This is a genomic window from Mycobacterium sp. (assembly GCF_035570115.1).
In the GTDB taxonomy this organism is placed as follows: domain Bacteria; phylum Actinomycetota; class Actinomycetes; order Mycobacteriales; family Mycobacteriaceae; genus Mycobacterium.
This window is the reverse complement of the sequence record NZ_DATMLH010000336.1, coordinates 1-20,618: the sequence shown is the minus strand read 5'-3', so window position 1 is coordinate 20,618 and position 20,618 is coordinate 1. Positions and strand designations below refer to the sequence as shown.

The window sequence follows — 20,618 nt, the reverse complement described above, 5'->3', positions numbered from 1 at the left end:
TCATCCAGATCGACGGCAACTTCGACGACTGCCTGGAACTCGCCCGCAAGATCGTCGCCGACTTCCCGACGATCTCGTTGGTCAACTCGGTCAACCCCGTCCGCATCGAGGGCCAGAAGACAGCGGCGTTCGAGATCGTCGACGCGCTGGGCACCGCACCGGACGTGCACGCCTTACCGGTCGGCAACGCCGGCAACATCACGGCTTACTGGAAGGGCTACACCGAGTATCACGCCGACGGAGTGATCGACAAGCTGCCGCGCATGCTCGGCACCCAGGCCGCCGGCGCGGCGCCGTTGGTCCTCGGCGCACCGGTGAGCCAGCCGGAGACCATCGCCACCGCGATCCGCATCGGCTCGCCGGCGTCGTGGGCGTCGGCCGTCGAGGCGCAACAGCAGTCCAAGGGACGGTTCCTGGCCGCCACCGACGACGAGATCCTCGAGGCGTATCACCTGGTCGCCGGTAGCGAAGGCGTCTTCGTGGAACCGGCATCGGCGGCAAGCATCGCCGGTCTTCTCAAAGCCGTCGATGACGGCTGGGTCGCACCGGGATCGACCGTGGTGTGCACTGTGACCGGCAACGGCCTAAAGGATCCCGACACGGCGCTGCGGGACATGCCGAGCGTGTCGCCGGTGCCCGTCGACCCTGTCGCCGTCGTCGCGAAATTGGGATTGGTCTAGTGGCGATCGCAAGCTCGGCGCAGCCGGGTGAAGCGGGTCGCCACTCATCAGACCTGAGTACCCAGATGCTGCCTGCCGGGCTGCTGGCCAGTTCGGTGGTCGCGGCGTCCAGCGCCAACCTCGGTCCGGGCTTCGACAGTATCGGGCTGGCGTTGAGCCTCTACGACGAAATCATCGTCGAGACAACCGATTCTGGCCTGGTCGTCAACGTTGAAGGCGAGGGCGCCGGGGAGTTGGCGCTCGACTCCGGTCATTTGGTGGTTCGGGCCGTCGAGCGCGGGCTGCAGGCGGCCCGCGTCACCGCGCCCGGCTTGATAGTGCGGTGCCGTAACGCCATCCCGCACTCGCGGGGTCTCGGCTCGTCGGCAGCGGCGGTGGTCGGCGGCCTTGCAGCGGTCAATGGGATTGTCGCGCAAGCAGGTTCGACTCCTCTGAGCCAGGACCAGCTGATTCAGTTGTCGTCGGAATTCGAAGGGCATCCCGACAACGCCGCCGCCGCGGTGCTGGGCGGTGCGGTGGTGTCGTGGACCGACCGCGGCTGCGACCCGCCCAGCTTCTCGGGTGTGCCGCTGCGGTTACACCCCGACATTCATCTGTTTCCCGCCATTCCTGAGCAACGCTCGTCGACGGCGGAGGCGCGGGTGCTGCTCCCTGCGCAGGTCAGCCACCATGACGCCCGCTTCAATCTCAGCCGCACCGCGCTGTTGGTCGTGGCGCTCACCGAACGGCCCGATCTGCTGATGGCCGCCACCGAGGACGTGCTCCACCAGCCGCAGCGCGCGCCCGCGATGCCGGCATCGGCGGAATACCTTCGACTATTGCGGCGTTACAAGGTCGCAGCTGTGCTATCTGGCGCTGGTCCGGCGGTGATCGCGCTGAGCACGGCCTCGCAGTTGCCCCCCGAGGCCTTGGCGTACGGCGCCGCAAACGGGTTTGCGGTCAGCGAGATGACGGCTGGCGACGGAGTACGCTGGAGTTCGGGAGTAGCCGTCCCCAGCTAACCACCACCGCCACGGTGGAGGGGCTTCTTGCTTCCGGCATCGAAGCAGGTTATTCTCGGAGCCGTCCAGCAATCGCGGCCTCTGCATCTGCGTTGACACAAGGACGAACACCAAATTCTTCTCGTGGACGATGGTTCGCCATTTAAACCGCCAATCCCGGCGATCAGCGTTGCAGAGTCGACTGTTGGTAGCACTCGGCGATTTGGCTGAATGCAACGAACCCCTGGCTTGATTCGATCGGCTGGGGAAGAAAGGAAATCCGTGACTGATACGGACCTCGTTACGGCTGGCGACAGCACCGAAAACAACAAGCTGTCCAACTCCGTGACTCCCGACACTTCCGCCGGCCCCGACACATCCGGGTCGGCGACGGACGCCAGCACCAGTGCGTCGGACGGCTCGCTGTCCACCATGGTGCTGCCCGAGCTGCGCGCATTGGCCAATCAGGTCGGCGTGAAGGGCACGTCGGGGATGCGTAAGAACGAACTCATCGCCGCGATACGGGAAAGCCGCCAAGGGCACGCAAACGGTGCGCCTGCCAACGGCGGCACCGGCGGCAAATCACACAACCACGCGGCCGAGGCTCCGGCCAACCACGCCGAAGCGACCGCAAACGACGCGACCCACGCTGACTCCAGCCAACGGGGATCTTCCGTCGACCAGGCAGACGAGCGGCACGGCCAAGCGGAAAAGGCGGATCAAACCACCGAGAAGCCCGCGCGTGACCGCGACCAACAGGACACCAAGTCCGACGAACGGGAGTCCGACAGGGATTCCGACAAGGGCGGCGATCAACAGGGCTCGGGCGGACAACAGAACCGCGGTGGCTCGAACCAGCAAGACGACGACGGTGACGGGCGCGGTGGCCGCCGAGGCCGCCGATTCCGGGAGCGCCGGCGTCGCGGCGATCGGTCGGGCGACGGTGGCGGCGGCGGTGACACCGAACTGCGCGACGACGACGTCGTTCAGCCGGTCGCCGGCATCCTCGACGTTCTCGACAATTACGCATTTGTGCGGACTTCCGGTTATCTGGCCGGCCCGCACGACGTCTACGTGTCGATGAACATGGTGCGCAAGAACGGCTTACGCCGAGGCGACGCGGTGACCGGCGCGGTGCGGGTGCCCAAAGAAGGTGAACAACCCAACCAGCGGCAGAAGTTCAACCCGTTGGTGCGCTTGGACACCGTCAACGGTGGGCCAGTCGAAGACGCCAAGAAGCGTCCAGATTTCAGCAAATTGACACCGCTGTACCCCAACCAGCGGCTGCGTCTAGAAACCAGTCCCGACCGGCTGACCACCCGGGTCATCGACCTGATCATGCCGATCGGCAAGGGGCAGCGCGCACTGATCGTGTCGCCGCCCAAGGCCGGTAAGACGACGATCCTGCAGGACATCGCCAACGCGATCACCAGGAACAACCCCGAATGCCACCTGATGGTCGTGCTCGTCGATGAGCGGCCTGAAGAGGTCACCGACATGACCCGCTCGGTCAAGGGCGAGGTCATCGCCTCGACGTTCGACCGGCCGCCGTCAGACCACACGTCCGTCGCCGAGCTGGCGATCGAGCGCGCCAAGCGCCTGGTCGAACAGGGCAAAGATGTCGTCGTGCTGCTGGACTCGATCACCCGCCTCGGACGCGCCTACAACAATGCGTCTCCGGCGTCAGGCCGCATCCTGTCCGGTGGTGTTGACTCCACTGCCCTCTACCCGCCGAAGCGATTCCTGGGCGCCGCCCGCAATATCGAGGAAGGCGGCTCGTTGACCATTATCGCCACGGCGATGGTCGAAACCGGATCCACCGGTGACACAGTGATCTTCGAGGAGTTCAAGGGCACCGGTAACGCCGAGCTCAAGCTCGACCGCAAGATCTCCGAACGCCGGGTGTTCCCCGCCGTCGACGTGAACCCGTCGGGTACCCGCAAGGACGAATTGCTGTTGTCACCAGACGAATTCGGCATCGTGCACAAGCTTCGTCGGGTGCTCTCGGGGCTGGATTCTCACCAGGCGATCGACTTGCTGATGTCGCAGCTGCGCAAGACCAAGACCAACTACGAGTTCCTGGTCCAGGTGTCCAAGACGACGCCGGGCATGGACAACGACTAGCCGGTTAGCACATCCTCGTCGTCGACGAACATCGCCCTTCCCCCTAGGTAGCTGACGCTGCGCCGGTAACGTGCCAGCCTGTCGGGACCGACGGGAAAGTGGTGAGCCGTGGCGGACACTGTTCAGCAGCTGCTTCGCACCCGCGTGGACGACGTCACTCCGGCGGTGAAATACGGCGACCGGGTGTGGAGCTGGGGCGAGCATCTGGCGGACGCTTCCGCTGCGGCCGCCGCATTGATCGGTATCGCCGACCCCGAACGGCCCCTGCACGTCGGTGCGCTGTTGGGCAACACCCCCGAGATGCTCACCGCGATGGCGGCGGCCGCGCTCGGTGGTTACGTGTTGTGCGGCATCAACGACACCCGTCGCGGCGCGGCGCTGGCCAAAGACATCCTGCGGGCCGACTGTCAGATACTGCTCACCGACCCTGCCCGCCGCGCACTGCTCGACGGCCTCGACCTGACCGGCGTCCGCGTTCTGGACATCTCGGGCGCCGAGTGGTCTGGTTTGCTCGCAGCAGCCGGGCCGCTGGTGCCGCATCGTGAGGTCGACCCGACCGACACCTTCATGATGATCTTCACCTCGGGCACCAGCGGCGAGCCGAAGGCGGTCCGCGTGATGCACCTGACCGTGATCTTCGCCGGCGCCAACCTGATCGAGCGGTTCGAGGTCGATTCATCCGGCGTCTGCTACCTGTCGATGCCGCTGTTTCACTCCAACGCGCTACTGGCGGGCTGGAGTGTGGCGGTGGGCTCCGGTGCGGCGATGGTGCCCGCGACGTTCTCGGCATCCGGTTTGCTGGCCGATCTGCGCCGCTACGGCGCGACCTACATGAACTACGTCGGCAAGCCGCTGGCCTACGTGCTGGCTACCCCCGAGCGGCCGGACGATGCGGACAACCCGCTGCTCGTCGCGTTCGGCAACGAGGCAAGCGACCGCGACATCGCGGAGTTCAGCCGGCGTTTCGATTGCAGGGTGTGGGACGGCTTCGGCTCGACCGAAGGCGCGATCATCATCACCCGCGAAGACGGTTGCCCGGCAGGCTCACTGGGCCAGGGCTTTCCCGGCGTGAGTATTTACAACCCGGACACGCTCACCGAATGCCCGGTGGCCCGATTCGACGGCGACGGCACGCTGATCAACCCTGACGAAGCGATCGGCGAACTGGTCAACACGTCCGGTCCCGGCCTGTTCGCCGGCTACTACAACGACCCGGCCGCCACCGACGCGCGACTCCGCCACGGCATGTTCTGGTCAGGTGATCTGGCCTATCGCGACGCGGATGGCTGGATTTACTTCGCCGGGCGCAGCGGAGACTGGCTACGGGTGGACGGCGAAAATATGACGACGGCGCCCATCGAGCGCGTCCTGCAACGGTTGCCGGCTGTCAGCCAGGTGGCGGTGTACGCGGTACCTGATGAGCAGGTGGGAGACCAGGTGATGGCGGCATTGGTGTTGGCGGACAACGCAGAGCTGACGCCGGGGGAGTTGGGCGAGTTTCTGGCCGGCCAGTCCGACCTGTCGCCCAAGGCCTGGCCACGCCACGTCTGGATCACCGACAGCCTGCCGTCCACCGCCACCAACAAGATCCTCAAGCGCGAACTGAGCGCCCGGGGCGCTGCGCCCGAGGGTGGCCTGCTGTGGACCCGCGTCGGGCGCGACAAGATCTATGTCGTGGTCGACCGATCGGCCAAGGCCGCGCCAAAACACCACGTCAGCCCCACTTAGTCCGGGGAATGCGCGGCCGCCTGCGCGCGTTTAGGGGGAGAGCGGCTGACCTGGCATAATTGACAGCCGAAGCTCAGGTTCCGGTTCACGTCCACTAGCTCTTCAGGGCGACCCGGCGACCGACGATTGAAGAGGACACCATGAAATCTGACATTCATCCCGCCTACGGGGAAACCACCGTGCTCTGCGGGTGCGGCAACACCTTCACGACCCGCAGCACCAAGGAAAGCGGCCACATCGTGGTCGAGGTGTGCTCGCAGTGCCACCCGTTCTACACCGGCAAGCAAAAGATTCTCGACAGCGGCGGCCGGGTAGCTCGTTTCGAGAAGCGCTACGGCAAGCGCAACGCCGGCGCCGAGAAAGACGCTGGAAAGGCTCAAAAAGCCGAGCAGTAGTTGCAGCGACGCCCGAACTGTTGCGTAAACCGCACAGGCCGGGCGTCGTTTTGCGTTCGGATAACGTGACGCTGGATTGGAGCTCAGCATGACGCACGGCGCGCAGGCGATTGACGCGCTGCTGGCCGAACACGCCGAGCTTGAGCGTCAGCTGTCCGATCCCGAACTCCACAGCAATGCGGCCAATGCGCGCAAAGTCGGCCGTCGGTTCGCGCAACTCGCGCCGATCGTGGCCACCAAACGCAAGCTGGAGTCGGTGCGGGGCGATCTGGAGACCGCACGTGAACTGGCTGCCGACGATGCCTCGTTCGTCGATGAAGTCGCCGAACTGGAATCGCGCGCGGCCGAGCTGGACACTCAGCTCACCGACATGCTGGCACCCCGTGATCCCCACGACGCCGACGACATCGTGCTCGAGGTCAAATCCGGTGAGGGAGGCGAAGAATCGGCTCTCTTTGCCGCGGATCTGGCCAGGATGTACATCCGCTACGCGGAGCGACATGGCTGGGCGGTAACGGTGCTAGACGAAACCACCTCGGACTTGGGCGGCTACAAGGACGCGACGCTCGCGATCGCCACCAAGGGTAACTCCGCCGACGGTGTGTGGTCGCGGATGAAGTTCGAGGGCGGGGTACATCGGGTGCAGCGCGTCCCGGTCACCGAATCCCAAGGCCGCGTGCATACCTCGGCTGCCGGCGTGCTGGTCTACCCGGAGCCCGAGGAGGTCGGCGAGGTGCAGATCGACGAGTCGGACCTACGCATCGACGTCTACCGATCGTCGGGCAAGGGCGGTCAGGGCGTCAACACCACCGACTCGGCGGTGCGAATTACTCACCTGCCCACCGGAATTGTCGTCACCTGCCAGAACGAACGGTCGCAGCTGCAGAACAAGACCCGCGCGTTGCAGGTGCTTGCCGCCCGCCTGCAGGCGATGGCGGAGGAACAGGCACTGGCCGACGCGTCGGCCGATCGCGCCAGCCAGATCCGCACCGTGGACCGCAGCGAACGCATCCGCACCTACAACTTCCCGGAGAACCGGGTCACCGATCACCGCATCGGTTACAAAGCACACAACCTCGATCAGGTTCTCGATGGCGACCTTGACGCATTATTCGACGCTCTGAGCGTCGCCGACAGGCAGTCACGGCTGCAGCAGGCATGACGACTCGACTGCGGTGCGCGATCGACTCGGCCACAACGCTGCTCGCAGACGCCGGAATCAACACCGCACGCTACGACGCCGAGGAGTTGGCAGCGCACCTGGCCGGCACCGAGCGAGGACGGCTGGCGCTGCTCGATTCGCCCGACGACACCTTCTTCGATCGCTACCACGCCGCGATCACAGCGCGATCGCGCCGAGTGCCGCTGCAGCACATCACCGGCACAGCCGCGTTCGGTCCGCTGACGCTGGTCGTCGGGCCCGGCGTTTTCATTCCGCGCCCGGAAACCGAAGTCATGTTGGAATGGGCTACCGCGCAGTGTCTTCCGGGAGCTCCCGCGCGGCCGCTCATCGTCGACGTCTGCACCGGTTCGGGTGCGCTGGCACTCGCACTGGCGCAGCGCTGGCCGGAAGCGCGGGTGCTCGGCATCGACAACTCGGATGCCGCACTTGAGTATGCGCGCAGAAACTCGTTGGGCACCAAGGTCGAGTTAGTGCGGGCTGACGCCACCGACCCCGGCCTGCTTACCCAGATCGATGGGCAAGTCGACCTGGTGGTGACCAACCCGCCCTACGTGCCTGACACTGTTGAGCTCGAACCCGAAGTCGCTGAACATGATCCGCCGCATGCTGTGTTCGCTGGCCCGGACGGGATGAGGGTGATCGCCGCCGTTGTCCGGCTGGCCGGCCGATGGCTGCGTCCGGGTGGTTTCTTCGCCGTCGAGCACGACGACACCACATCGCTACTGACGTCCGAACTCGTCAGCAGCACCGGCCTTTTCGATGACATCGCTGCTCGAACAGATCTGACCGGCCGAAGCAGATTCGTCACGGCCCGCAGAAGAGACGACAGCGCGGATGACTGACGTATTCGATTGCGCCGATCCCGAACAGCGTCCCCGCGGAATCGCATCGGCAGCTGCGGCCGTCAAGAACGGTGGCCTGGTGGTTCTCCCGACCGACACGGTGTACGGCATCGGCGCCGACGCTTTCGACAGCTCGGCGGTGGCCGCACTGCTATCGGCGAAGGGACGCGGGCGCGACATGCCCGTGGGGGTGCTAGTCGGCTCTTGGCACACCATCGACGGCCTTGCACTGATGGTTCCGCAGTCAACGCGTGACCTGATCCGCGCATTCTGGCCGGGCGCGTTGAGCCTGGTGGTCCGGCAAGCGCCGTCTCTGCAGTGGGACCTCGGCGATGCCCGGGGCACGGTGATGCTGCGGATGCCGCTGCACCCGGTAGCCATTGAACTGTTGCGTGAGGTCGGGCCGATGGCGGTATCCAGCGCCAACGTCTCCGGCCGTCCATCGGCAGTCGACGCCGGCGAGGCGCGCAGCCAGCTGGGTGACCTCGTCGACGTCTATCTCGACGCCGGTCCTGCCGCGCAGCAGGCGGCCTCGACGATCCTGGACTTGACCGGGCCCGAACCACGCATTCTCCGATCCGGACCGGTCAGCGCCGAGGGTATCGCCGCGGTGCTCGGTTTGGACGCCGCGAGTTTGACCGGCTGACCCGCCACGGCGATTCAATACTGTCTCAGGGTGGTGCAGTACGGTCTCGGGGTGGTCAGGGGTATCCATAACCTCGCCGGCGGTCTGCTTGCCCTGTCTGACCGTGGCGCCGGTGTTCCGTTGCGCGAGTTGGCGCTGGTCGGGCTCACGGCCGCGATCATCACCTACTTTGCGACCGGACCGGTACGTCTGCTGGCGACCCGGTTCGGTGCGGTCGCCTACCCCCGCGAACGCGATGTGCACATAACGCCGACGCCACGGATGGGCGGTCTGGCGATGTATCTGGGCGTCATTGCCGCGGTGTTTCTCGCATCTCAGCTGCCCGCTCTCACACGCGGTTTCGTCTACTCGTCGGGCATGCCTGCGGTGGAAGTGGCAGGCGCGGTGATCGTGGGCATCGGGCTGATCGATGATCGGTGGGGCCTGGACGCGCTGACGAAGTTCGCGGGTCAAATCACCGCGGCCAGTGTGCTGGTCACGATGGGCGTCGCCTGGAGTGTCCTGTATATCCCGCTGGGCGGCGTCGGCACCCTCGTGCTGGACCAAGCCTCCTCGATCCTGCTCACGCTGGCGCTGACGGTCTCGATCGTCAATGCGATGAACTTCGTCGACGGTCTTGACGGGCTGGCCGCCGGGCTTGGCCTCATCACCGCGCTGGCCATGTGCATGTTCTCGGTCGGCCTGCTGCGTGATCACGGGGGTGACGTGCTGTTCTATCCGCCTGCGGTCATTTCGGTGGTGCTGGCCGGGGCCTGCCTGGGCTTCTTGCCGCACAACTTCCATCCCGCCAAGATCTTCATGGGCGATTCCGGTTCGATGCTGATCGGACTGATGCTGGCCGCCGCGTCGACGACGGCTGCGGGACCGATTTCGCAGAACGCCTATGGCGCCCGCGACGTGTTTGCTCTGCTGTCGCCGTTCCTGATGGTCGCGGCGGTCATGTTCATCCCGATGCTCGACCTGCTGCTGGCCATTGTGCGGCGCACCCGCGCGGGTCGCAGCGCGTTCAGTCCCGACAAGATGCACCTGCATCACCGGTTGCTGCAGATCGGCCATTCGCATCGCCGCGTGGTTCTGCTGATCTATCTGTGGGTGGGCATCGTCGCTTTCGGCACCGCGAGCACGATCTTCTTCAACCCGCGCGATACCGCCGCGGTGATGCTGGGCGCGATTGCGATCGCGGTTATCGCCACGTTGATCCCGCTGTTACGCCGCCGCGAGGATATCTACGACGAGGAGTAGTAGGATCGCCCGCGGTGTGGTACGTTCCTGGTAGAACCCGAATAAAACCTCGCGGGTTGCCGGCCACCGGCCATCGGATTCGCGTCCGATTGGTCCGACGTACGACCGACAAAGGGGAGCTGTCCCTTGGGTGATGCGAGTGCAGTGATTGCCCTCCGTTACGCTCAACGGGCCACGCACAGATCAACCAGGCAACTCCCCCCTAGCGAGGACGAGGTGCAGCAGTGACAACGCCAGCGCAAGACGCGCCGTTGGTGTTTCCCTCGGTTGCTTTCCGGCCGATTCGTCTCCTTGCCATCTCTCTTGTAATCACCGTCGTTGCGATCGGCGCAGCGGGCTCGCTGCACCACCCGATGGTCGGCGTTTTCTTCGGCGTGGGGCTGTTGCTGGGTTTGCTCAACGCCGTCGGTGTGCAGCGCTCGGTGGCCGCGATTACCGCCGAAGCGCATCCGCTGAAGAAGAAGATGGCGATGAACTCGGCAAGCAGGTTGCTGATCATCACCGTGATCGGACTGGCCGTCGCTTTCGTTTTCCGACCCGCCGGCCTTGGTGTGTTATTCGGTCTTGCGCTGTTCCAGGTTCTGCTAGTTCTGTCGACCGCGCTGCCGGTCTGGAAGAAGCTGCGCATCGGGGCCGCCGACGGCGGCTGGGACGGTGGCGGCGCCGGGGGAGGTAAGGGAGTAGAAGGGAATGGCAACAGCGATGAGTGAGACGCTCCTGGCCGAGGGCGCCATCGAGGTCGGCCATCACGAGACAGCCCAGTGGCTCGGCCTTACCGTCAACGTCGACACCGTGGCGTCCTCGGCGCTCGCCGCCGTCATCGTCATCGGGCTGGCATTCTTCTTGCGCGCCAAGGTCACCTCCACCGGCGTGCCAGGCGGTGTGCAGTTGTTCTTCGAGGCGATCACCATTCAGATGCGCAACCAGATCGAATCCGCGATCGGGCTGCGAATCGCGCCCTTTGTATTGCCCCTCGCCGTCACGCTCTTCGTGTACATCCTGATCTCGAACTGGCTGTCGGTGTTGCCGGTTCAGTACACGGACCCGGCGGGCGGGGCTCCGAAAGAGTTGTTCGCCCCACCGGCCTCGGACATCAACTACGTGCTGGCATTGGCGTTGTTTGTGTTCCTGTGCTATCACCTGGCCGGCATCTGGCGCAGCGGCCCGGTCGGGTACCCCGCCAAGATTCTCAAGGGACACGTGTGGAACACCCTGCCGAAAGCCGTCGGCGTGATCTTTTCGCCAATCAACGTGGTCGAAGAACTCGCCAAGCCGATCTCGTTGTCGCTCCGACTTTTCGGCAACATCTTCGCCGGCGGCATCCTGGTCGCGCTGATCGCGCTTTTCCCGCCGTACATCATGTGGGCGCCGAACGCGATCTGGAAGGCATTCGACTTATTCGTCGGCGCGATCCAGGCGTTCATCTTCGCGCTACTGACCGTCTTGTACTTCAGTCAATCGATGGAGCTGGAAGGGGAACACCATTAGGACGGCCACAAAACCCCCGGCTTCCATATCACCTCAGACCTGACGGACCCTTACCAAATATCAAGGAGGATATGCAATGAACCCCACAATCGCGGCCGGTGCCCTCATCGGCGGTGGACTGATTATGGCCGGAGGCGCGATCGGCGCCGGTGTCGGTGACGGTATCGCCGGTAACGCGCTGATCGCCGGTATCGCCCGGCAGCCCGAGGCGCAGGGCCGGCTGTTCGTTCCGTTCTTCATCACCGTGGGTCTGGTCGAGGCCGCCTACTTCATCAACCTGGCCTTCATGGCGTTGTTCGTCTTCGCCACCCCGGTCAAGTAGATAGTCGAGATGGGTGACATGAGCGTTGTCGTCCTGGCTGCCGCCGGCCAGGCTGAGGGAGGCGGCAGCAACTTCCTCCTCCCCAACGGCACCTTCTTCGTTGTGCTGCTCATCTTCTTGATCGTGCTCGGCGTGATCGGCACCTTCGTGGTGCCGCCGATCATGAAGGTGCTCAACGAGCGCGAAAACATGGTCACCAAGACGCAGTCCGACAACAAAGAATCGGCCGAGCAATTTGCCGCCGCCCGTGACGACTACGAGAAGGCGATGTCTGAAGCTCGGGTGAAGGCGTCGGCGGCCCGCGACGACGCTCGCGCGGATGGACGTAAGGTTCTCGACGAAATGCGTTCGCGCGCTGAAGAACAGGTTTCCTCGACGCTGCAGGACGCCTCCGAGCAACTCAAGCAGGAGGGGGACGCGGTGGCTGCGGATCTGCGTTCCCGGGTGGATGGCATGTCTACGACGTTGGCCAGCCGCATCCTCGGCGTCGAGGTCACGACCGCAGTCACAGCCACCGGGTCAGGTCGGTAGCCAAGATGTCGACATTCCTCGGGCAGCTGGTCGGATTCGGCGTCATCGTGTGGCTGGTATGGCGTTACGTCGTGCCGCCGCTACGGAAAATGATGGTCGATCGGCAGAACGTGGTGCGTCAGCAGTTGGACGACGCCGCGGCGGCCGCCGCTCGGCTCACGGAAGCCAGCCAAGCCCACGACAAAGCGCGCGAAGACGCCAAGGCGGAAGCGGAGCGGATTACCGAAGAGGCCCGCGCCGACGCCGAACGCATTGCCGAACAACTTCGGGCTCAAGCCGATGCAGAGGTCGAGCGCGTCAAAGTTCAGGGCGCCAAGCAGGTCCAGCTACTGCGAGCGCAGTTGGTCCGCCAGCTGCGTCAGGACTTCGGCGCCGAATCCGTGCGGCGGGCGGGGGAATTGGTGCGTGGCTACGTTGCCGAGCCGGCGCAGCAGTCAGCCACTGTGGACCGCTTCCTCGACGAGCTTGATGCGATGGCGCCGTCCGAGGCGGACGTCCAGTACCCGCTATCGGCGAAAATGCGGTCGGCTAGCCGACTGTCGCTGGACGCTCTGATGAAGCGCTTCGGTGAGATAGCCAAAGACCTTGACGACCGAGGCCTGTCCACGCTTGCCGATGAGCTGACATCTGTCGCCGCACTGTTCGAACGCGAGAGCGTGGTCACCCGCTATCTGACCTTGCCGGCTGAAGACGCGTCACCCCGAGTCCGGTTGATCGAGCGGCTGGTATCCGACAAAGTCGGAGAGCCCGCGCTCGAGGTCCTCAAAGCGGCTGTCTCGCAGCGCTGGTCGGCCAGCAAAGATCTGGTCGATGCGGTCGAGCTGGTGCTGCGAAACGCATTGTTGACCCGCGCCGAACATGCCGGTTCGCTGGACGAGGTCGAAGACCAATTGTTCTGGTTCAGCCGGATCGTTGATGCTCAACCGCGTCTCTCCATCCTGCTCGGTGACTACGAAGCTCCGGCCGACAGCCGGGTTCGGTTGCTGCACAACGTGCTGGAAAGCGCGAGCACCACTGTCAATCCGGTCACGGTTGAACTGCTTTCCAAGACAGTCGAGTTGTTGCGGGGAGAACCGGCCGAGGACGCGGTGCTCACGCTGGCTGAAGTGGCGGTGGCTCGACGTGGCGAAGTCGTCGCGCACGTCAGCGCGGCCACCGAGCTCAGCGACACCCAGCAAGAGCGACTGAGCCAAGTGCTGAGCCGGATCTACGGCCATCCGGTCACAGTGCAGATGCAAATCGACCCCGCGCTGCTAGGCGGGCTCGCAATTTCGGTCGGCGACGAGGTCATCGACGGTACGCTTTCGTCTCGTCTCGCCGCGGCCCGGACCCAGTTGCCAGACTGAAACACCCGTAGTCCATCAACAAGCAGGAAGAACGAAAAGCCATGGCAGAGTTGACAATCTCCGCTGACGACATTCAGGGCGCGATCGATGAGTACGTAAGCTCTTTTACCTCCGAAACCGCCCGGGAGGAGGTCGGCACCGTCATCGACACCGGCGACGGTATTGCGCACGTAGAGGGCTTGCCGTCGGTGATGACCCAAGAGCTGCTCGAATTCCCCGGCGGGGTTTTGGGCGTGGCGCTCAACCTCGACGAGCACAGCATCGGCACGGTGATCCTGGGCGACTTCGAGAAAATTGAAGAGGGCCAGCAGGTGAAGCGCACCGGCGAGGTGCTTTCGGTACCAGTCGGCGATGCGTTCCTTGGCCGAGTTGTCGACCCGCTCGGCCACCCGATCGATGGCCGCGGTGACATCGAAACCGACGAGCGCAGGGCGTTGGAGGTTCAGGCTCCGTCGGTGGTGGAGCGTCAGGGCGTCAAAGAGCCGCTGCAGACCGGCATTAAGGCCATCGACGCGATGACGCCGATCGGCCGCGGCCAGCGGCAGCTGATCATCGGCGACCGTAAGACAGGCAAGACCACCGTCTGCGTGGACACCATTCTCAACCAGCGACAGAACTGGGAATCCGGTGATGAGAAAAAGCAGGTGCGGTGTGTTTACGTAGCTATCGGGCAAAAGGGCACCACGATCGCCTCCGTCCACCACACGCTGGAAGAGGGCGGCGCGATGGACTACACGACGATTGTCGCCGCTCCCGCATCTGACTCTGCTGGGTTCAAATGGCTTGCGCCATATACCGGTTCGGCGATCGCTCAGCACTGGATGTATCAGGGCAAGCATGTGCTGATCGTGTTCGACGACCTGAGCAAGCAGGCCGAGGCTTACCGCGCGATCTCGCTGCTGCTGCGCCGCCCGCCGGGCCGTGAGGCCTACCCGGGCGACGTCTTCTATTTGCACTCGCGCCTGCTGGAACGGTGCGCCAAGCTTTCCGACGATCTCGGTGGCGGCTCATTGACTGGCCTGCCAGTCATCGAGACCAAAGCCAACGACATCTCGGCCTACATCCCGACCAACGTCATCTCGATCACCGACGGGCAGTGCTTCCTGGAATCCGATCTGTTCAACCAGGGCGTCCGGCCAGCCATCAACGTCGGTGTTTCCGTTTCCCGCGTCGGTGGTGCGGCCCAGATCAAGGCCATGAAGGAAGTGGCCGGATCGCTGCGGCTGGATCTGTCCCAGTACCGCGAACTGGAGTCATTCGCGGCGTTTGCCTCGGACTTGGACGCCACGTCGAAAGCGCAGTTGGAGCGAGGCGCTCGACTCGTGGAGCTGCTCAAGCAGCCGCAAAACCAACCGGTGCCGGTTGAGGAGCAGGTGGTTGCGATCTTCCTCGGTACCGGTGGCCACCTGGATTCGGTTCCAGTCGAAGACGTGCGGCGGTTCGAGACCGAGTTCCTCGACCACCTTCGGGCATCCGCAGACGGCATTCTGTCCGAGATCCGAGAGTCCCAGAAACTCGCCGAGGAGGGGGAGAACAAGTTGACCGAGGCGGTCAACGAGTTCAAGAAGGGCTTTGCGGCTACCGGCGGCGGCTCAGTGGTGCCCGACGAGCACGTGGAAGCCCTTGACGAAGGGAAATTGGCGAAAGAAGCGGTGCAGGTTCACAAGCCCGCGCCACCGGAGCAGAAGAAGTAATCGAGAATGGCTGCCACACTTCGCGAACTGCGGGGTCGGATCCGCTCCGCCGGGTCGATCAAGAAGATCACCAAGGCACAGGAGATGATCGCGACGTCGCGCATCGGCAAGGCCCAGACGCGGCTGCAGGCGGCCCGGCCCTACGCCGCCGAGATCACCAACATGCTCACCACCCTGGCCGCCGAAGCCGCTTTGGACCATCCGCTGCTGGTCGAGCACTCCGAACCGAAACGGGCCGGCGTGCTGGTGGTCTCGTCTGACCGCGGCCTTTGTGGTGCGTACAACTCGAGCGTCTTCCGTCGGGCTGAGGAACTTTTCTCGCTGCTGCGGAGCGACGGTAAAACGCCGGTACTCTACACCGTCGGCCGTAAAGCACAGGGTTACTACACATTCCGAAACTGGGACATCGTCGAATCGTGGACAGGCTTTTCCGAGCGGCCCAGCTACGAGGATGCCGCGAAGATAGCTGAGACCCTGGTGAGCACCTTCATGGCGGGCGCCGAGGGTGAGCAGGACGGGCCCGCCGGCGTCGACGAGCTGCACATCGTCTACACGGAGTTCAAGTCGATGATGTCGCAGTCGGCGGAGGCGCACCGCATCGCACCGATGGTTGTGGAGTACGTCGAGGACCCCGGACCGCTCACGTTGTACTCATTCGAGCCGGATGCGACGACTCTGTTCGAGTCGCTGTTGCCCCGCTACCTGACCACCCGCGTGTATGCCGCGCTGCTCGAGTCCGCTGCCTCAGAGCTGGCATCACGTCAACGGGCGATGAAGTCGGCGAGCGACAACGCCGACGATCTCATCAAGGCCCTCACGCTCGAGGCCAACCGTGAACGGCAGGCCCAGATCACCCAAGAAATCAGCGAAATCGTCGGTGGCGCAAACGCGCTCGCCGGAGCCGCGCGATAAGCCCCACCAGGAAGCGAAGAAGATATGACTGCTACCACCGAGAAGTCAAAGAAATCCAAGGGCACCGACACCAGCGGCCGCGTGGTCCGGGTTACCGGACCCGTCGTCGACGTCGAGTTTCCCCGTGGCTCAGTGCCGGAGCTGTTCAACGCTCTGCACGCTGACGTCACGTTCGCGTCGCTCGCGAAGACGTTGACGCTGGAGGTCGCACAGCACCTCGGCGACAGCCTGGTCCGCACCATCTCGATGCAGCCGACCGACGGTCTGGTGCGCGGCGTCGAGGTGATCGACACCGGAGCCTCGATTTCGGTGCCGGTCGGCGACGGTGTCAAGGGCCACGTGTTCAACACACTGGGCCACTGCCTGGACGAGCCAGGCTACGGAGAAGATTTCGATCACTGGGCCATTCATCGCAAGCCGCCGCCGTTCGACGAGCTGGAACCGCGCACCGAGATGCTCGAGACCGGTCTGAAGGTCGTCGACTTGCTGACGCCGTACGTGCGCGGCGGCAAGATCGCGCTGTTCGGTGGTGCGGGCGTGGGCAAAACAGTTCTTATTCAGGAGATGATCAACCGCATCGCCCGAAACTTCGGCGGCACCTCGGTGTTCGCCGGTGTGGGCGAACGCACCCGCGAGGGCAATGACCTGTGGGTCGAGCTTGGCGAAGCTGATGTTCTCAAGGACACCGCGCTGGTGTTCGGTCAGATGGACGAGCCGCCCGGTACCCGTATGCGAGTGGCGTTGTCGGCTTTGACGATGGCCGAGTACTTCCGCGACGAGCAGGGCCAGGACGTGCTGTTGTTCATCGACAACATCTTCCGGTTCACCCAGGCCGGATCCGAGGTTTCCACGCTGCTCGGCCGGATGCCCTCGGCGGTGGGGTATCAGCCCACGCTGGCCGACGAAATGGGTGAGCTCCAGGAGCGGATCACGTCGACACGTGGTAAGTCCATCACCTCGATGCAGGCCGTGTACGTGCCCGCCGACGACTACACCGACCCGGCGCCGGCCACTACATTCGCTCACCTGGATGCCACCACCGAACTGAGCCGATCGGTGTTCTCCAAGGGCATCTTCCCGGCGGTGGACCCGTTGGCGTCCAGCTCCACCATCCTCGACCCCGCGGTGGTTGGCGACGAGCACTACCGGGTGGCGCAGGAAGTGATTCGAATCCTGCAGCGCTACAAGGACCTTCAAGACATCATCGCAATTCTGGGTATCGACGAGCTGTCCGAAGAAGATAAGCAACAGGTCAACCGGGCGCGACGGATCGAGCGGTTCCTCTCGCAGAACATGATGGCGGCCGAGCAGTTCACCGGTCAGCCCGGTTCCACCGTGCCGGTGAAGGAAACCATCGAGGCGTTCGACAAGCTGGCAAAGGGCGATTTCGACCATGTGCCCGAGCAGGCGTTCTTCCTGATCGGTGGTCTCGACGACCTGGCCAAGAAGGCTGAAAGCTTCGGCGCCAAGCTGTGATCTGTTCTTGCCAGCGGCGAAAGGTGGCTTGACATGGCCGGCATGAACGTGGAGATCGTTGCCGTCGACCGGGAGATCTGGTCGGGCGAGGCGACGTTCATCTTCACCCGTACCACCGTCGGGGAGATCGGTATCCTGCCACGGCATATCCCGCTGGTGGCGCAACTGGTCGATGATGCCATGGTGCGCGTCGAACGTGAGGACGAGAACGACCTGCGCATCGCGGTGGACGGGGGCTTTATGTCGGTGACCGAGGAGGGGGTCAGCATCCTCGCGGAATCCGCGGAGTTCGAGTCGGAGATTGACGAGGCCGCGGCCAGAGAGGATTCGGAGTCAGAAGATCCCCGTATCGCTGCCAGGGGGCGGGCCAGACTGCGCGCTGTCGGCGCGCTCGACTAGCGAGCGGCGGCGATGAGCGCGCTCATGATTGCCATGATCGCGCTCGTCGCCGTGTTGGGAATCGCCGTCGTCGCCTTGAGTTATCGGCTGTGGAAGCTGCGCCAGGGTGGGACGGCCGCGATCATGCGGGACATCCCCGCCGTGGGAGGCCACGGGTGGCGCCACGGCGTCATCCGCTACCGGGGCGGTGATGCGACCTTCTACCGATTGTCCAGTGTTCGCTTGTGGCCGGATCGTCGACTCAACAGGCGAGGTGTGGACATCGTTTCGCGGCGTTCACCACGCGGTGACGAGTTCGACATCATGACCGAAGAGATCATTGTGTTGGAACTGCGTGACACGACGCAGGACCGTAGGGCGGGCTATGAAATCGCGCTGGACCGAGGCGCATTGACCGCTTTCCAGTCGTGGTTGGAATCACGTCCCTCGCCACGTGCACGCCGCCGCAGCATCTGATCTGCGGGTCTACTTCTCCGGCCGCCCGGGCCGTCCGCCGCCGGGCTGCCACAGCACGTCGCCGTCCGGGTTGGCCACCCGGCACAGGATAAACAGCAAGTCGGACAATCGATTCAGATACTTGGCCGGCAGTGGACTGACGTCCGACGGATGCATGTCGATCGCGGCCCACGCCGAACGCTCGGCGCGGCGTGCCGCCGTGCGGGCGACATGCAGCAGCGCCGAAAGTGGCGAGCCACCAGGTAGTACAAAGGAATTGAGCGCCGGCAGGCCTTCGTTGAACTGGTCACACCACGTCTCGAGTCGATCGATGTATGACTGCGTGATCCGCAGCGGAGGATACTTCGGGTTCTCCACAACCGGGGTAGAGAGGTCTGCACCGGCATCGAACAGGTCGTTCTGTACGTGCTGTAAGACATCTGCCAACTGCTTATTGGGATTCCCCAACGCGATCGCAGTGCCGATCGCCGCGTTGGCTTCGTCGCAGTCGGCATACGCCACCAACCGCGCGTCGTTCTTGGAGACCCGCGAGAAATCACTCAACCCAGTGGTCCCGTCGTCGCCGGTCCGGGTATAGATCCGCGTCAGGTGTACTGCCATGACTGAAAACCGTACCGCTGTGACGGCCATGCCGACTGACAGGTCGATACCGCTTCACTAAACTAACCCGGGTGGCCGAGCGATTCGTGGTGACCGGTGGCAGTCGGTTGTCGGGCAAAGTCGCTGTTGGTGGCGCGAAAAACAGCGTTCTCAAGTTGATGGCTGCAACCCTTCTCGCTGAAGGCACCAGCACGATCACCAACTGCCCCGACATCCTCGACGTCCCGCTGATGGCGGAGGTGCTGAGGGGCCTGGGCGCCACGGTCGAACTGGCCGGCGCAACCGTGCGCATCACCTCCCCGGATGAGCCGAAATACGACGCAGACTTCGCCGCGGTCCGTCAGTTCCGAGCCTCGGTCTGCGTGCTCGGCCCGCTCGTCGGGAGATGCAAGCGGGCCAAAGTCGCACTGCCGGGCGGTGACGCCATCGGGTCGCGGCCGCTGGATATGCACCAGGCCGGGCTGCGGCAGTTGGGTGCCGTCTGCAATATTGAGCACGGTTGTGTGGTTGCCCAGGCGGATACCTTGCGGGGCGCCGAAATTCAGTTGGAGTTCCCATCAGTGGGAGCCACCGAGAACATCTTGATGGCCGCGGTCTTGGCGGAGGGCGTCACCACAATTCACAATGCGGCGCGCGAGCCCGACGTGGTGGACCTGTGCACGATGTTGAACCAGATGGGTGCGCAGGTCGAAGGTGCCGGTTCGCCGACGATGACCATCACCGGTGTACCGCGGCTCTACCCGACCGAGCACCGCGTGATCGGCGACCGCATCGTGGCTGCCACCTGGGGCATCGCCGCAGCGATGACCCGCGGCGACATTACGGTGACCGGGGTTGATCCGGCACATCTTCAGGTTGTACTGCACAAACTGCACGATGTGGGCGCCACCGTCACCCAGACTGACGATAGTTTTCGCGTGACGCAGTACGAGCGCCCGAAGGCCGTCAACGTCTCGACGTTGCCGTTCCCGGGGTTCCCGACGGATCTGCAGCCGATGGCGATCGGCCTGGCGTCGATCGCCGATGGCACGTCAATGATTACCGAGAACGTGTTCGAGGCACGGTTCCGGTTTGTCGAGGAGATGATCCGCCTGGGCGCCGACGCCCGCACCGACGGGCACCATGCCGTCGTGCGGGGCCTGCCGCAACTGTCGAGTGCACCGGTGTGGTCGTCGGACATCCGGGCCGGCGCGGGTCTGGTGCTTGCTGGATTGGTCGCCGACGGTGACACCGAGGTGCACGACGTCTTTCATATCGACCGCGGCTATCCGCTGTTCGTGGAAAATCTGGTCAGTCTCGGAGCGGAGATTGAGCGCGTAGACTAGTTGATACATAACGACTCTCGCCGGTCCTGAGCGGAGCGGCAGCGAGTTGACCGTGCTTATGCCGCGGAGTATAGTGGCAGGGTTGCCTGTTCACGGGTGAGTGTTCAAGGGTGTTGTTTGAGAACTCAATAGTGTGTTTGGTGGTTTTGTTTTTGTTGTTGTTTTTTGTCATGTTCTGATACCCCGTGTCAGGGTGTGATGTTTTTTTGATGCCAGTTTTTGGTGTTGTTATTTGTTAGGTCAGATTTT

General features: G+C 64.1%; 21 protein-coding genes. 20 read left to right on the top strand and 1 reads right to left on the bottom strand.

What is annotated here, in order from left to right:
* From thrC to VNW74_RS31395, 19 genes are all read left to right on the top strand, one after another.
* Positions 1–680, top strand: a 680-nt coding sequence (gene thrC, locus VNW74_RS31485; RefSeq protein ID WP_325684255.1) for a threonine synthase, incomplete at its 5' end; no start/stop codon positions are given.
* Positions 681–733: 53 nt separating this feature from the next.
* Positions 734–1,681, top strand: a complete 948-nt coding sequence (thrB, locus tag VNW74_RS31480; RefSeq protein WP_325684259.1) for a homoserine kinase — start codon at positions 734–736, stop codon at positions 1,679–1,681.
* Between the two features lie 261 nt (positions 1,682–1,942).
* Positions 1,943–3,784, top strand: a complete 1,842-nt coding sequence (rho, locus tag VNW74_RS31475) for a transcription termination factor Rho (RefSeq protein ID WP_325684253.1) — start codon at positions 1,943–1,945, stop codon at positions 3,782–3,784.
* Between the two features lie 108 nt (positions 3,785–3,892).
* Positions 3,893–5,512 carry a fatty-acid--CoA ligase FadD1 gene (fadD1, locus tag VNW74_RS31470; RefSeq protein WP_325684251.1) on the top strand — a complete coding sequence of 540 codons (1,620 nt, stop codon included), beginning with the start codon at positions 3,893–3,895 and terminating at the stop codon, positions 5,510–5,512.
* Positions 5,513–5,652: 140 nt separating this feature from the next.
* A complete protein-coding gene (rpmE, locus tag VNW74_RS31465) occupies positions 5,653–5,907 on the top strand; it encodes a 50S ribosomal protein L31 (RefSeq protein WP_325684249.1) in 255 nt (84 codons plus the stop codon).
* Positions 5,908–5,995: 88 nt separating this feature from the next.
* Positions 5,996–7,069: a peptide chain release factor 1 gene (gene prfA / locus VNW74_RS31460; protein ID WP_325684248.1), complete on the top strand. Its 1,074-nt coding sequence runs from the start codon at positions 5,996–5,998 to the stop codon at positions 7,067–7,069.
* A complete protein-coding gene (gene prmC / locus VNW74_RS31455) occupies positions 7,066–7,932 on the top strand; it encodes a peptide chain release factor N(5)-glutamine methyltransferase (RefSeq protein WP_325684247.1) in 867 nt (288 codons plus the stop codon). The genes prfA and prmC overlap by 4 nt, the downstream gene beginning before the upstream one ends.
* Positions 7,925–8,578: an L-threonylcarbamoyladenylate synthase gene (locus tag VNW74_RS31450; protein WP_325684245.1), complete on the top strand. Its 654-nt coding sequence runs from the start codon at positions 7,925–7,927 to the stop codon at positions 8,576–8,578. The genes prmC and VNW74_RS31450 overlap by 8 nt, the downstream gene beginning before the upstream one ends.
* Positions 8,579–8,611: 33 nt before the next feature.
* Entirely contained in the window at positions 8,612–9,820 is a 1,209-nt protein-coding gene (locus tag VNW74_RS31445; protein ID WP_325684257.1) for an MraY family glycosyltransferase, read from the top strand.
* 224 nt (positions 9,821–10,044) lie between these two features.
* Positions 10,045–10,530, top strand: coding sequence for an ATP synthase subunit I (locus tag VNW74_RS31440; protein WP_325684243.1), 486 nt, complete (start codon positions 10,045–10,047; stop codon positions 10,528–10,530).
* Positions 10,523–11,308 carry a F0F1 ATP synthase subunit A gene (gene atpB / locus VNW74_RS31435; RefSeq protein ID WP_325684241.1) on the top strand — a complete coding sequence of 262 codons (786 nt, stop codon included), beginning with the start codon at positions 10,523–10,525 and terminating at the stop codon, positions 11,306–11,308. The genes VNW74_RS31440 and atpB overlap by 8 nt, the downstream gene beginning before the upstream one ends.
* Before the next feature lie 76 nt (positions 11,309–11,384).
* Positions 11,385–11,630: a F0F1 ATP synthase subunit C gene (locus tag VNW74_RS31430; protein WP_324441085.1), complete on the top strand. Its 246-nt coding sequence runs from the start codon at positions 11,385–11,387 to the stop codon at positions 11,628–11,630.
* A gap of 9 nt (positions 11,631–11,639) precedes the next feature.
* A complete protein-coding gene (locus VNW74_RS31425) occupies positions 11,640–12,161 on the top strand; it encodes a F0F1 ATP synthase subunit B (protein ID WP_325684239.1) in 522 nt (173 codons plus the stop codon).
* Between the two features lie 5 nt (positions 12,162–12,166).
* On the top strand, positions 12,167–13,507 hold the full coding sequence (locus VNW74_RS31420) for a F0F1 ATP synthase subunit B/delta (RefSeq protein WP_325684237.1): 1,341 nt from the start codon (positions 12,167–12,169) through the stop codon (positions 13,505–13,507).
* A 41-nt stretch (positions 13,508–13,548) separates the two neighbouring features.
* A complete protein-coding gene (gene atpA, locus VNW74_RS31415) occupies positions 13,549–15,201 on the top strand; it encodes a F0F1 ATP synthase subunit alpha (RefSeq protein WP_325684235.1) in 1,653 nt (550 codons plus the stop codon).
* Positions 15,202–15,207: 6 nt separating this feature from the next.
* A complete protein-coding gene (locus tag VNW74_RS31410; protein WP_325684233.1) occupies positions 15,208–16,113 on the top strand; it encodes a F0F1 ATP synthase subunit gamma in 906 nt (301 codons plus the stop codon).
* Between the two features lie 24 nt (positions 16,114–16,137).
* Positions 16,138–17,589 (top strand): F0F1 ATP synthase subunit beta, encoded by a 1,452-nt coding sequence (gene atpD, locus VNW74_RS31405; protein WP_325684231.1) that lies wholly within the window; start codon positions 16,138–16,140, stop codon positions 17,587–17,589.
* Between the two features lie 33 nt (positions 17,590–17,622).
* The gene (locus VNW74_RS31400; RefSeq protein ID WP_325684229.1) at positions 17,623–17,988 is read left to right on the top strand and encodes a F0F1 ATP synthase subunit epsilon; all 366 of its coding nucleotides are present in this window, start codon (positions 17,623–17,625) and stop codon (positions 17,986–17,988) included.
* Positions 17,989–18,000: 12 nt separating this feature from the next.
* A complete protein-coding gene (locus VNW74_RS31395; RefSeq protein ID WP_325684227.1) occupies positions 18,001–18,444 on the top strand; it encodes a DUF2550 domain-containing protein in 444 nt (147 codons plus the stop codon).
* Positions 18,445–18,453: 9 nt separating this feature from the next.
* On the opposite strand, the gene VNW74_RS31390 is transcribed toward VNW74_RS31395, so the two are convergent.
* Positions 18,454–19,044, bottom strand: coding sequence for a cob(I)yrinic acid a,c-diamide adenosyltransferase (locus tag VNW74_RS31390; RefSeq protein WP_325684225.1), 591 nt, complete (start codon positions 19,042–19,044; stop codon positions 18,454–18,456).
* Between the two features lie 71 nt (positions 19,045–19,115).
* On the opposite strand from VNW74_RS31390, the gene murA reads away from it, so the two are divergent.
* Complete coding sequence (gene murA, locus VNW74_RS31385) at positions 19,116–20,369, top strand: UDP-N-acetylglucosamine 1-carboxyvinyltransferase (protein ID WP_325684224.1); 1,254 nt, start codon at positions 19,116–19,118, stop codon at positions 20,367–20,369.
* Positions 20,370–20,618: the final 249 nt, after the last annotated feature.

What these genes read in the sequence shown, in the direction of transcription:
- rpmE (WP_325684249.1), top strand. Translation starts at nt 5,653, where the DNA reads ATGAAATCTGACATTCATCCCGCCTACGGGGAAACCACCGTGCTCTGC.
- prfA (WP_325684248.1), top strand. Translation starts at nt 5,996, where the DNA reads ATGACGCACGGCGCGCAGGCGATTGACGCGCTGCTGGCCGAACACGCC.
- prmC (WP_325684247.1), top strand. Translation starts at nt 7,066, where the DNA reads ATGACGACTCGACTGCGGTGCGCGATCGACTCGGCCACAACGCTGCTC.
- VNW74_RS31450 (WP_325684245.1), top strand. Translation starts at nt 7,925, where the DNA reads ATGACTGACGTATTCGATTGCGCCGATCCCGAACAGCGTCCCCGCGGA.
- atpB (WP_325684241.1), top strand. Translation starts at nt 10,523, where the DNA reads ATGAGTGAGACGCTCCTGGCCGAGGGCGCCATCGAGGTCGGCCATCAC.
- VNW74_RS31430 (WP_324441085.1), top strand. Translation starts at nt 11,385, where the DNA reads ATGAACCCCACAATCGCGGCCGGTGCCCTCATCGGCGGTGGACTGATT.
- VNW74_RS31425 (WP_325684239.1), top strand. Translation starts at nt 11,640, where the DNA reads ATGGGTGACATGAGCGTTGTCGTCCTGGCTGCCGCCGGCCAGGCTGAG.
- VNW74_RS31420 (WP_325684237.1), top strand. Translation starts at nt 12,167, where the DNA reads ATGTCGACATTCCTCGGGCAGCTGGTCGGATTCGGCGTCATCGTGTGG.
- atpA (WP_325684235.1), top strand. Translation starts at nt 13,549, where the DNA reads ATGGCAGAGTTGACAATCTCCGCTGACGACATTCAGGGCGCGATCGAT.
- VNW74_RS31410 (WP_325684233.1), top strand. Translation starts at nt 15,208, where the DNA reads ATGGCTGCCACACTTCGCGAACTGCGGGGTCGGATCCGCTCCGCCGGG.
- atpD (WP_325684231.1), top strand. Translation starts at nt 16,138, where the DNA reads ATGACTGCTACCACCGAGAAGTCAAAGAAATCCAAGGGCACCGACACC.
- VNW74_RS31400 (WP_325684229.1), top strand. Translation starts at nt 17,623, where the DNA reads ATGGCCGGCATGAACGTGGAGATCGTTGCCGTCGACCGGGAGATCTGG.
- VNW74_RS31395 (WP_325684227.1), top strand. Translation starts at nt 18,001, where the DNA reads ATGAGCGCGCTCATGATTGCCATGATCGCGCTCGTCGCCGTGTTGGGA.
- VNW74_RS31390 (WP_325684225.1), bottom strand. Translation starts at nt 19,044, where the DNA reads ATGGCAGTACACCTGACGCGGATCTATACCCGGACCGGCGACGACGGG.